Source organism: Pseudomonas sp. GW821-FHT09C10 (assembly GCF_059418085.1).
Genome location: NZ_JBWKPE010000007.1, coordinates 317,113 through 328,596 on the forward strand (window position 1 = coordinate 317,113; position 11,484 = coordinate 328,596).

Sequence of the window (11,484 nt, forward strand, 5' to 3'; positions counted from 1 at the left end):
GTTCTGACTCCCGCGGCTCAAACGCTGAAATGATGGAGCAGCTCGCGCTGCACCTTGGCCATGTCCGACAGCTCGTGGCTGCTGATGGCGGACTGCTCGGCGCCGTCTGCCGTCTGCTGGGCCGAATCGTTGATCTGGATGACCATCCGACTGGTTTCCTGCACCGTGGCGCTCTGCTCCTCGGTGGCGGCGGCGATCTGGATATTCATGTCGCGGATACTGTCGACCGAGTCGCTCATCGACAGCAGCAAGTCACCCGCGCCCGAGGCCAGGGACACGCATTGGGTGGACTGCGCCTGGCTTTCGTTCATCACGTGCACCACCGAGTGAATCTTTTCCTGCATGAGCCCGATCATGTCCTGGATTTCGCTGGTCGAGGTCTGGGTACGGCTGGCCAGGGAGCGCACTTCATCGGCCACCACCGCAAAACCGCGTCCCTGCTCGCCGGCACGGGCCGCTTCGATCGCCGCATTCAGGGCGAGCAGATTGGTCTGTTCGGCAATGGTGCGAATGGCGACAACAATGCCTTCGATATTCTGCCCGTACTTCTGCAACTCATCGGTCACCTGCGTGGCCTTGTTCACCTGGTCGGCCTGCTGGCGGATATTGACGATGGTCTCGGCCACACGCGCCTGCACCTTGTGCGTGAGCTCACTTGTGTCGTCCACGGCCTGGCGGGTGTCCTGCGCACGCCGGGCCACCTCTTCGACCGTGCTTTCCATCTGCGTCATGGCCGAAGCCGCCGATTGCAAGCGGTCCTTCTGTTCATCCACCACCCGGGTGGTCTGCTCGCTGTTCAGGGCGTTGCTGCCCGCGGTAACGGCCAGCGCATCGGCAGAGCCGATCAATTCACGGAAGGTTTTGCGCAGGGCCGTGGTCAGTTCGTTCAGGTAACCGCCCAACTCTCCGAACTCGTCTTTACGGCTGACATCGAAACTGACCCGCATGTCTCCCGCCGTGAGCGTCTTGAGGACTTCACGAAACGCCGCCAGCGGGCGCCGCAGGCTGAAGGCGACCCAGGTACCAATCGCCACCGCCGCCAGCACCGCCAGCACACACGCGATCAACAGCAAGCTGCGGCTGGTGCCGAGGGTGGCATTGGCCGACTGGCTGGCCTGGTTGGCGACCTCCAGGGACTGGCTGCCGAACTCACCAATCCTGTCCAGGGTGGCTTTCAGCGCCGCGTCAACCGCACTGCGTTGCTGCTGCACCTGCGCGGCCAGTTTTGCCTCCACCTGATAAGCCTGGAACAGGCCGTCAGGGGCGGTCAGGTCAGTCAGCAGGCGATTGACCATGACGCCGGCAATCCGCCCGACCCTGGGGTCAATCGCCGCCAGGGCCTGGGCCCGGGTGCTGATCACTTCGTCCTGGAGATTGAGCACACGCTGTAATTTATCAATGGCCGGCGTGACGGTATGAGCCGCGAAGCCATCGTAGGATTTGTTGACTTCCAACAGCAGCTTTTCCGCTGCGGCCACCTGTTGCGGTTCGCCGACACTGCGCGCATGGGCAATGTAGTCGCGCAGATAGCTGGTCAGCTGTATCGCCTGTGCACTGCTGTAGCCTTGCAGTTGCCGCGTCAGCGCCAACTGCTGCACGTGTTGCACATGGGACGTCATCAACGCCTGCGCCTGCTCGGCGTAGGCCGCGACCTGTTGGCGCTGCTGCGCCAGGTTCGCGCGCAGCGCCTCATGCTCGCCCGTATAGGCAAGGGTGCTGTCGAGCAATTGATTGAACTGGGCGATGCTCTCGGTGAACGGTCGCTTGCCGTCCTCGATCTGCTTGGGGTCGGTGCTGATCTGAAGGGCCAGCAACGCCTGGTTGGCGCGCAGGATATACACGTACAGCTCACTGGCGGCCCGGCTCAAGGGTGCCGACTCGCCGGTGATAATGTTCAAGCGACTGCTGATGGACTGGGTGTTCTGATAACTGATCCCCGCCATGACTAGCAGTAACAGCACCAACACCGCAAACCCGCCGATCACACGCTGCAATATGGGCATGGCCACCCCTTTTGATTTTTATTCGTTGACCTGAGCGACGACCAGGCGTGCACCTACGAGTTCGGGATCACTCGTGGCGCTAGTGCCTGTATCGGCCAGGTGGGCGAGGACTTGAGCCTTGAAGGCAGGCTGAAATGCGGTCAAAAAAAAGTGGGAGGGGGCAAGCCCCCTCCCACCTACCTGATGAAATCAGGCTGGGTTTTGCATTGCGGTCACTGGCTCAACACCACATCCCGCATCGCCGGAATGTAACCATAGTCATAAGCCTCCTGCACAAACGAACGATCGCCCTTCAACACGATCCTGACCGTCGGCGCTTCGGTGCCGCCGATGCGGTAGTCATCGCCGGTGGTGGGCACGCTGTCGATAAACGACGTCACCAGGCCGTTGGGCATCACGCAGTGGGAATACGTCTGGAACGGCTGCGACGGCGGATTGCCGAGGACCAGCCCGGACGCGTTCATCGGCGTATAGGGCCCGAACAGATGATCGCTGACGAACCCATAGACGCCATCCGGCCCCGTCACGCCATCGGCATAGGTGAACTTGTGGCTGATGGTGAACAGGTAGTACTTGTTGTCCTGGAACACATAGTGCGGCCGTTCGGTCTGGTCGTTCACGCCGACGGCCGTGACCAGTGGCGGCAGGATTTCCCACTCGTCACCGTTGAGGTCCTTGGCCACGGCGATGCCGATGCAGCCCACCTGGTAGCGGGCACCGCCCACGTCCTCGTGCCCCGGCGGCACCAGGCCCAGCTCGTTCGGGCCCACTTCGTGAGTCCCGCGCTCGCCGGCCACATTGCCTTCGAACACCATGTACAACTTGCCATCGACGGGATCGATAAAGGGGCTGGGATCGCGAAAGTTCCAGGTCGCATTCTGCGCTTCGGTTTGATAATAGGTGCCGTCGGCGTCGAACAACGACTTGACCTGATCAAAGCCCTGGAGGGTGACACCGGTGTCGGACGTAATGACCTGGCCCCGGACTTTGGCAATCGTGGCACCCGGCGTGACGCAGGTGTAGTACAGGTCGATGTCACCGTTGTTGTTCAGCAGGATCGGCGTACCCGCCCATTCACGGGTGGTCGGCGAAACCCCTTCGGCCATGACACGGCCGCCGAAGATCCAGTCCTTGCCGGTGCGCGAATACCAGTAGCAGATCCGCGCATGACCATGGCGGTCTTCCCAATCGCGCTTGATGTCGTAACGGCCATCGGCATTGATGAATTGTGGATCATGGGGGCGACGGTCGGCGGTCAGGGTGAAGATCACCGACCAGCCATCCACCGATACCACCGTGCCATCGAGCTCACGCAAGGGCATGGTGTCCCAGATAAAGACCGTGTCACTCATGACAGGAAAGTCAGGACTCACTAACGGCTGTGTCGTCGTCGGGTCATTTTCATTAACTTTCAGCGCATCGGCCCGTGTCCAGCGAGTGGGTGTGTGATTCGCATGTTTCATGATGATGTCCTTTTGCTGACGCTTAAGTGACAAGCGAAGATTAAATAGCACCGAACAGCCAGCAACTTAATACTGACTGAAAGAGCAAGAGATAGTTGGCTCTGCAAGTGCGCCCCAAGGTTTAACATGGGCACTTGCTTATCGCAACATGAAGAATTATTTAGATTACAAAGGCCATCACTGTATTTATATCCTTGATATAAATACAGTGGCACTTGCAATAAATGACAGCTCAATAGAAAGCTAGCTACTCAACTACCGAATACCAGCGCCGCAGCCTGGGCACCGGCATTCTTCTGGGTGAAGTCCTTGGCTTGCGCCGCGGTCTTCAAGGTATAGGCGTAGTTGGAACTGGCCGTCCATTGTGCTTTGGGCGACTTCTGGTTGGTGATCGGCGGCACACTGTTTATATCAGTGAACGTCCCGGTACCTTTGTCATCCAACATGCCTTTATTCTCGCTGCCTTCACCAAAGTAGTTGCTTTCAGACAGGATATTGGCGTTCTGCGCCAGGGTAAAACCGAGGTGGAAGTTATTGATGTAGTTGTTGTACACATGGAAGTAACCGTAGCGCATCAAGCCGGGTGCGCGCACTTCCATATTGTCGAAGCGGTTATGGCACAGCGTCAGGCGCGGATAACCGTTGAACTCTGCCTTATTATCATCCGCCGGGTGACCGAAGATCAGCCCGTACTTGTGGCTGCCAAAGAAGCAGTTGCTGATGGTGGCATAATCGGCTTTTTCACCGATATACAGCAGTTTATCTTCACTGCCGTCAGTGGTGGACCAGCTGTGCCCGACAAAGGAGCAATGGTCAATCCAATACTTGCTGCCGTAGTTCAGGTACACCTGAATATCGTCATTGGCCTTAATACTTGCCGAATGCTTGAAGATAATATTCTGCAGGATGATGTTCTGCGACTGCGCGGTTGCACGCAGGTGAATATTCTCCAAAGTGCGGTTCTGGAAGGAACCGATCAGGGTCTTGTTGGCGCCCAAGTTGACTTTGGTCAGGCTCGACGCCGAGATATTACTGTTGATCACCAATACCCGAGGCGTGGTGTCGCCGATATTGGCCTTGAGTTGATCCAGGGTAGTAATGCTGACCACAGGGCCGGACCAGCCGCCAGTGACTTTTGCCGCGAGGGCGAAACCGGTCAAGCCGGTGAGTTTGCTTTCTGGATAGGACATGAGTTCCCTCTCTATCAATAAAACGGCTCGGTATAACGAGCCTGTGCATTAAGTTAATCCATTAACTTGCACACAGTGTTTGGCGTGGCTGATGTTGCCATCCTGGTTGATCAGCGCTTAAACACTGTGTTTATGTACAGTATTCGTCATTCGCCTGGCCGTCAACCCTCAAGTGAAAAACAACCAAAAGTGGGAGGGGGCTTACCCCCTCCCACTTTTGCCCTACGGTGTTCTTCCAACGTTATTTGGACACCGGCATCGCAAACTCCGCGCCCTGCTCGATGCTCTCCGACCAGCGCTGCATGATCGATTTCTGCTTGGTGTAGAAGCGCACACCCTCAGTGCCGTAGGCATGCATGTCGCCGAACAGGCTCTTCTTCCAGCCACCAAACCCGTGCCAGGCCATCGGCACCGGGATCGGCACGTTGATGCCGACCATGCCCACTTCGATACGCCGGGCAAACTCGCGGGCAATGTTGCCGTCGCGGGTAAAGCAGCTGACGCCGTTGCCGAACTCGTGATCGTTGACCAGCTTCACCGCCTCGGCGAAGTCATTCACGCGCACGCAGGCCAGTACCGGGCCGAAGATTTCTTCGCGGTAGATGCTCATCTCCTGGGTCACGTGGTCGAACAGGGTCGCGCCGAGCCAGAAGCCGTTTTCCAGGCCAGCCTCGGTGGGTACATAGTCACGCCCGTCGAGCAGCAATTGCGCGCCGGCCTGCACGCCTTGTTCGATGTAGCCGCTGATGCGCTCCAGTGCGGCGCGGGACACAATCGGGCCCATCTCGGCCTTGAGGTCGCGGCCGTCGGTGATGCGCAGGTGCCTGGCGCGTTCGGTCAGGGCGGCGATGACCTTGTCACCGACATCGCCGACCAGCACCGCGACGGAGATGGCCATGCAGCGTTCGCCGGCACTGCCGTAGGCGGCGCCCATCAAGGCATCGACGGTTTTTTCGATATCCGCGTCGGGCATCACCACCATATGGTTCTTCGCGCCGCCCAGGCCTTGCACACGCTTGCCGTTGCGCGCACCGGTTTCGTAGATGTACTGGGCAATCGGCGTGGAGCCGACAAAGCTCACGGCCTTGACGTCCGGGTGCGCGATCAGCGCGTCCACCGATTCCTTGTCGCCCTGCACCACATTGAACACACCTTTAGGCAGGCCGGCTTCACGCAGCAGCTCAGCCATGAACAGCGAAGCACTTGGATCAGTCGGGCTTGGCTTGAGGATGAAAGTGTTGCCCGCCGCGATGGCGATCGGGTACATCCACATCGGTACCATCACCGGGAAGTTGAACGGTGTGACGCCGGCCACCACACCCAGCGGCTGGCGCATCGTCCAGTTGTCCATGCCACGGGAGACCTGGTCGGAATGCTCGCCCTTGAGCAGGTTGGGGATGCCGCAGGCGAATTCGAGAATGTCGATGCCACGGTCGACTTCGCCCTGGGCATCGGTGAAGACCTTGCCGTGTTCGGCGACGATGATGCGCGCCAGGTCGTCCTTGCGCTCACGCAGCAGGTGCAGGTATTCGAACAGCACGCGGGCGCGACGGATAGGCGGGGTGTCGGCCCAACCGGCAAAAGCGGCCTGGGCAGCGGCGACGGCTTCGGACACGGTCTGGCTGCTGGCCAGGGCAACGCGGCCGGTGATTTCGCCGGTGGCCGGGTTGTAGACGTCCTGATAGCGATCATCGCGGCTGACGCGCTGGTCGTTGATGTAGTGCTCGATGGTTGTAGTCATGGCAGTCGATCCAGGTGGGTTGCGTTGGGACACACGATAGGCTTTCGGTTTGTTCCAAACCAGAGCAGAATCAAGAACTGATTGTCCTCACAGGCGAACAATAAACCCATGGAAAAATCCGAGATCGAAGGGCTGTGGACCCACATTCACTGGCTCTCAGTGCTGGAGGAACACGGCACCTACACCGCCGCCGCCGCGCGCCTGGGGGTGAGTAAATCCGCAGTCAGCCAGCGCATTTCCGACCTCGAGAAAGCCACCGGCACACGACTGGTGACCCGCACCACGCGCAGCGTGCGCTTGACCGATGCCGGGTTGTCGCTGACCCGTGAAGTGCGCGGTGCCTATGAGCAAATCGCGCGCAGCTTCTCGTCGGTGCGCGATTCCGCCGGGGAGATTCGTGGCCTGGTGCGCTTGACCGCCCCCGTGGCATTTGCCCGGCAACAGCTGGTGCCGCACTTGGCGGAATTCCTGCAGCAGTACCCGCAGGTGCGTATCCAGCTGGATGTCTCGGATTCCCTGAGCTCCCTGGCGGCCGAAGGCTACGACCTCGCTGTGCGCCACGGCTTCCAGGTGCCGGAAACCCATGTGGCCTGGAAGCTGTGCGACACCGGTTCGGTGCTGGTCGCCAGCCGCGATTACCTGCAACGCCACGGCGAACCCCGCGAACCCCACGACCTGTCGGCGCACAACTGCCTGTTCTACCCGCGCGGCACCGACCAGCCCGCCTGGACCTTCGAGCGCGGCAGCAAAAAGGTCGAACGCCTCACCGTGCCCATCGCCGGCAGCTTCGCCACCAACAACAGCGAAGCCCTGCGTGATTCGGCGCTCAACCACTTGGGCATCGCCCTGCTCCCGGACTTCAGCGCCCAAGCCGCGCTGGCCAGCGGCAAGCTGGTACAGGTGCTCAAGGGCTGGACACTCAAGGGCGCGTTTGCCGATGAGATCTACCTGATCAGGCCGTATTCGCCCCATGTGCCGAAGTCGGTGAGTGCGCTGGTAGGGTATTTGAAGGAGAAGTTATCGACGGGATTCCGCTTCGAGGGCTGAGGTTTTTAGCTTGCTCAACGGAACTAAAAGTCCATAATGGACAAATAAGTTCAGATATCGGAGATATCCATGTCCAGCGCGCCCCATGTAATCAACCAAGCCCAGGCCCGCGAATTGCTTGCCCAAGTCGATGTACCGCAGATCCTGCGCACGCTGTTCCGCGCCCTGGCCGCCGGGCAAGCGGTGCAACCGGCGCAGCAGTTAGTGGTGTTCCCCCACGGCGCGGGCGACTTCATCAACTACCTGGGCGTGCTGGCTGAAGAGGGGGTGTACGGGGTCAAGACCTCGCCGTATATCGTGCGCGAGCAAGGGCCGCTGGTAACGGCCTGGACGCTGTTGATGTCGATGCAAACCGGGGAGCCCCTGTTGCTGTGCGATGCCGCCGAGTTGACCACCGCGCGCACCGCCGCGACCACCGCGCTGGCGGTGGAGGCGCTGGCCCCGCAGGCGGCACGGCGCCTGGCGATCATCGGCAGCGGCAAGGTCGCGCTGGCACATTTGCATTACGTGAAGAATCTGCGGGACTGGCAGAGCATCAGTGTGTTTTCGCCCAGCCTGGCCACTGCCAATACCGACGCCATCAAACGCCTGGATCCACGCTTGAGCGTCGCCGACAGCTGCGATGCGGCGGTGGCCGACGCCGATGTGATCCTGCTGTGCACCTCATCGGCCGGCCCGGTGATCGACCCGTCGCGCTTGAGCAAGCCGGCGCTGATCACCTCGATCAGCACCAACGCCCAGCGTGCCCATGAAGTGCCGCCCCAGAGCCTCAACGCCATGCAGGTGTTCTGCGACTATCGCCAGACCACCCCCGGCTCGGCCGGCGAGATGCTGATTGCGGCTGAACAGCACGGCTGGGACAAGAACGCGATCGTCGGCGACCTGCCCGAACTGCTCAGTGAGCAGGTACAGCGCCCGGCCTGTGACCGCCACGTATTTTTCCGTTCCATCGGCCTGGGCCTGGAAGACATCGCCCTGGCCAATGCCCTCTGGAGACTGTTATGAGCCACGCCGACTTCATCATCATCGGCGGCGGCATTGCCGGCGCGTCCACCGGCTTCTGGTTGTCGCCCCATGGCAAGGTGCTGGTGCTGGAGCGTGAATCCCACCCGGCCTATCACTCCACCGGACGCTCGGCGGCGCTCTACACGGCGGCGTATGGCACCCCGCAGGTGCGGGCGTTGACCCAGGCCAGCCGCGCGTTTTTCGATAACTCGCCGCCGGGTTTCTGCGAGCACCCGCTGCTGACGCCGCGCGGCGAAATGACCGTGGACTTCAACGGTGACGCCGCCGAATTGCAGGCCCAGTACCTGAGTGCCAAGGCCACGGTGCCCCAGGTCGAACGGCTCACGGCGGATGAAGCCTGCGCGCGCCTGCCGATCCTGCGCCGGGAAAAAGTCCATGGCGCGCTGTATGACCCGACCGCCAGCGACATCGACACCGACGCCCTGCACCAGGGCTATCTGCGCGGTATCCGGCGCAATCAGGGCGAAGTGCGCACCGACAGCCATGTACTGGGCTTGAGCCGTGACAGCGCGGGACTCTGGCGCGTAAACACCCAGGACGGGACCTACACCGCGCCCATCATCATCAACGCCGCCGGGGCCTGGGCCGATCATATCGGCGGGCTGGCGGGCGCCGCGTCCATCGGCCTGCAACCCAAGCGGCGCTCGGCGTTTATCTTCGCCGGCCCCGAAGGCGTGGACAGCCATGCCTGGCCGATGCTGGTGGCCCTCGACGAAGCCTTCTACATGAAGCCCGACGCCGGCATGTTCCTCGGCTCGCCGGCGAATGCCGATCCGGTGGAGCCCCAGGATGTACAGCCCGAAGAGCTGGACATCGCCATGGGCATCTACCAGATCGAAGAAGCCACCACCCTGAACATCCGCCGCCCGACGCGCACCTGGGCCGGCCTGCGCAGCTTTGTGCATGATGGTGATTTGCTCAGCGGCTTCGACCCGCAGGTGCCCGGCCTGTTCTGGGTGGCGGCGCAAGGCGGTTATGGGATCCAGACCTCCCCTGCCATGGGCCAGGCCAGTGCGGCGCTGGTGCGCGGTGAAGCGTTGCCGGAGGCACTGACACGGTTCGGCCTCGACGCTGGTATGCTCTCCCTCGCCCGCCTGGAGCCCCATTGATGAACAGCGCCGAACACGAAAAAGTCCTGCAGAATTTCCGTGCGATTGCCGATGCAATCGCCACGTTGTTCTTCCCCCATGCCGAAGTGGTGCTGCATGACCTGCGCACGCAAAAAGTCGATTACATCGCCAATAACCTGTCCAAACGAGGCATTGGCGACGACTCGGCGCTGGAGGACATGCTCAGCGCCGACGTCAGCGACGTGAATATCGGCCCCTACGAAAAGCTCAATTGGGACGGCCAGAAAATCCGCAGCCTGAGCACCGTGCTGCATGACCACACAGGTCGCCGGCTGGCGGTGCTGTGCATCAACCTGAATATCTCACTGTTCGAAAACGCCAAGGCCGCGCTGGACCTGTTCCTGTCGCCGAGCAAGCTGATCCCGCAACCGGACTCGCTGTTTCGCGATGACTGGCAGGAGCGTATCAACACGTTCCTGCATGCCTGGATGCGCGAGCGCCAGCTGAGCCTGAACCTGCTCACCCGTGACCACAAGCGCGAGCTGGTGCTGGCGCTGCATGCCGAGGGGGCGTTCAAGGGCAAGAGCGCCTCGAACTACGTGGCCAATGTGCTGGGCATGGGGCGGGCTACGGTCTACAAGCATTTGAAGGAGCTCAAGGGCTGATCGAACACCGCTGATCAAATGTGGAAGGGGCGGTTGGCGGCGAATGTGGATGCGATGCGGGGCGGTTGGCGAAGAGTGCCGTACGCTGGAGACTTTGAGCTGCGCACTGGTAGCACCAACGCGCGACAGATCTATCATCGGTATAGATCCGTCGCGGTTACTCGTTGGTAATTTGATAGTCAGGAAGGCTGTAAGCACCAAGCCCATGCTCTCCAGTTCACACCAAGGCATGAGATCTGGTTGGGACGTCTGGTATCCCAAGTGGCATCGACTAACCAGTGACAATACACGCCGTTGTCAATACATACCCAATAATACGCATCATTCGGAACAGGGAACTGCGCCGCAGGACCATACACCCTCTGCATGTACTCAAGACCATTGGTCCAATCCAGTCCTATGGCACCTGGCAGTGATCTACGCCAGTTGTAGGCTTCGGCACTGCTCAGAGAGTTAGCATTCTCGCGTACGTGCCACACGTTAGAGACAGCGACGCTGTATGACACCGTGTGCCCTGCAACGTCTTCAACATCGATTACCGTGCTGCCATTACCATATCCCACCACTTTCCCGTTTCCGCTCACCCGGGCGATGGCGTTGTTACGTGATGTGTATGTGTAGGGTGGTTGACCGCCAGTGGCCAAACGGGTTTGTGCGTTTCCTGGATAATCCTGCCCATTCCTGGGCCAGTTGAATGCAATAATTGCGTACCCATTCAAGTTCATTGTGGTTGGATCAATTCTCAAGGTTTTCGCTAACGTGTAAGTCGTCGTCGGGAAAGTAATCACATCGCCAGGGCTCACGCTGCCATTGAGCGTCACCTGGCTCCTCACATGGATCTGCTGGTTATTGGGCACGGACTCCAGCCAACTGCGCACCACCGTTTTATTCGTCAACCCGTACGCCGCTTCGGTATCCGTGATCGCCACGCCATTGAGCACATACAGGTCGGCGACTCCCGCACTGCTGCAGATAATCCACACCCGTTGCCCGCCAGCAATAAAAGGCCATCTCCCCAGGGCTGCCCATGCATTGCCGGCAAACGTGTTCAGGTCCAGCGTCCCGCCGTTAGGTATGTTATGAATGACCGCGCGAGGCAGGTTCGCTGCAGGAATCGGCGTCACCGTCACCGTTACCGTTCCGGAAGACTTGGCCTCACTGCCACGGATCACTTCATACCTGAAGGTAAATATTCGGTTGCTGTTACCGATATTGGCAGCGATGGCGCTCGCCGGAATCGGGAAATCAACGCTGCCGCTCGTGCTGCCGCCCTTGGCTG

At 60.4% G+C, this 11,484-nt stretch carries 9 protein-coding genes and 1 pseudogene; 4 read left to right on the top strand and 6 right to left on the bottom strand.

Annotated features, from left to right (window positions below):
• Positions 1 to 17: 17 nt before the first annotated feature.
• The 5 genes and pseudogenes from AC07OT_RS16235 to AC07OT_RS16255 all read right to left on the bottom strand — a co-directional run bounded on the left by AC07OT_RS16235 (position 18) and on the right by AC07OT_RS16255 (position 6,397).
• Positions 18 to 731: a methyl-accepting chemotaxis protein gene (locus AC07OT_RS16235; protein ID WP_370737670.1), complete on the bottom strand. Its 714-nt coding sequence runs from the start codon at positions 729 to 731 to the stop codon at positions 18 to 20.
• Positions 732 to 875: 144 nt separating this feature from the next.
• Positions 876 to 2,003 (bottom strand): annotated as a pseudogene (locus AC07OT_RS16240) (HAMP domain-containing protein); the annotation flags it as partial.
• A gap of 212 nt (positions 2,004 to 2,215) precedes the next feature.
• Positions 2,216 to 3,466 carry a glycoside hydrolase family 68 protein gene (locus AC07OT_RS16245; RefSeq protein WP_065947964.1) on the bottom strand — a complete coding sequence of 417 codons (1,251 nt, stop codon included), beginning with the start codon at positions 3,464 to 3,466 and terminating at the stop codon, positions 2,216 to 2,218.
• Positions 3,467 to 3,717: 251 nt separating this feature from the next.
• Positions 3,718 to 4,656, bottom strand: coding sequence for a pectate lyase family protein (locus tag AC07OT_RS16250; RefSeq protein ID WP_495108504.1), 939 nt, complete (start codon positions 4,654 to 4,656; stop codon positions 3,718 to 3,720).
• A gap of 241 nt (positions 4,657 to 4,897) precedes the next feature.
• Complete coding sequence (locus tag AC07OT_RS16255; protein ID WP_027603551.1) at positions 4,898 to 6,397, bottom strand: CoA-acylating methylmalonate-semialdehyde dehydrogenase; 1,500 nt, start codon at positions 6,395 to 6,397, stop codon at positions 4,898 to 4,900.
• 108 nt (positions 6,398 to 6,505) lie between these two features.
• Here AC07OT_RS16255 and AC07OT_RS16260 point away from each other — a divergent pair, with 108 nt between their 5' ends.
• From AC07OT_RS16260 to AC07OT_RS16275, 4 genes are all read left to right on the top strand, one after another.
• Positions 6,506 to 7,444, top strand: coding sequence for a LysR family transcriptional regulator (locus AC07OT_RS16260; protein WP_495108505.1), 939 nt, complete (start codon positions 6,506 to 6,508; stop codon positions 7,442 to 7,444).
• A 69-nt stretch (positions 7,445 to 7,513) separates the two neighbouring features.
• Positions 7,514 to 8,449, top strand: a complete 936-nt coding sequence (locus tag AC07OT_RS16265) for an ornithine cyclodeaminase family protein (protein ID WP_495108506.1) — start codon at positions 7,514 to 7,516, stop codon at positions 8,447 to 8,449.
• Positions 8,446 to 9,579 carry an NAD(P)/FAD-dependent oxidoreductase gene (locus AC07OT_RS16270; RefSeq protein WP_495108507.1) on the top strand — a complete coding sequence of 378 codons (1,134 nt, stop codon included), beginning with the start codon at positions 8,446 to 8,448 and terminating at the stop codon, positions 9,577 to 9,579. The genes AC07OT_RS16265 and AC07OT_RS16270 overlap by 4 nt, the downstream gene beginning before the upstream one ends.
• The gene (locus tag AC07OT_RS16275; protein WP_027603534.1) at positions 9,579 to 10,205 is read left to right on the top strand and encodes a helix-turn-helix transcriptional regulator; all 627 of its coding nucleotides are present in this window, start codon (positions 9,579 to 9,581) and stop codon (positions 10,203 to 10,205) included. The genes AC07OT_RS16270 and AC07OT_RS16275 overlap by 1 nt, the downstream gene beginning before the upstream one ends.
• Before the next feature lie 179 nt (positions 10,206 to 10,384).
• On the opposite strand, the gene AC07OT_RS16280 is transcribed toward AC07OT_RS16275, so the two are convergent.
• Positions 10,385 to 11,484: immunoglobulin-like domain-containing protein (locus AC07OT_RS16280; RefSeq protein WP_495108508.1), on the bottom strand; the 1,100-nt coding region annotated here is incomplete at its 5' end.

Excerpts from the sequence above, each read along its gene's own strand:
- AC07OT_RS16275 (WP_027603534.1), top strand. The coding sequence starts at position 9,579 with ATGAACAGCGCCGAACACGAAAAAGTCCTGCAGAATTTCCGTGCGATT.
- AC07OT_RS16250 (WP_495108504.1), bottom strand. The coding sequence starts at position 4,656 with ATGTCCTATCCAGAAAGCAAACTCACCGGCTTGACCGGTTTCGCCCTC.
- AC07OT_RS16255 (WP_027603551.1), bottom strand. The coding sequence starts at position 6,397 with ATGACTACAACCATCGAGCACTACATCAACGACCAGCGCGTCAGCCGC.
- AC07OT_RS16270 (WP_495108507.1), top strand. The coding sequence starts at position 8,446 with ATGAGCCACGCCGACTTCATCATCATCGGCGGCGGCATTGCCGGCGCG.
- AC07OT_RS16265 (WP_495108506.1), top strand. The coding sequence starts at position 7,514 with ATGTCCAGCGCGCCCCATGTAATCAACCAAGCCCAGGCCCGCGAATTG.
- AC07OT_RS16245 (WP_065947964.1), bottom strand. The coding sequence starts at position 3,466 with ATGAAACATGCGAATCACACACCCACTCGCTGGACACGGGCCGATGCG.
- AC07OT_RS16260 (WP_495108505.1), top strand. The coding sequence starts at position 6,506 with ATGGAAAAATCCGAGATCGAAGGGCTGTGGACCCACATTCACTGGCTC.
- AC07OT_RS16235 (WP_370737670.1), bottom strand. The coding sequence starts at position 731 with ATGACGCAGATGGAAAGCACGGTCGAAGAGGTGGCCCGGCGTGCGCAG.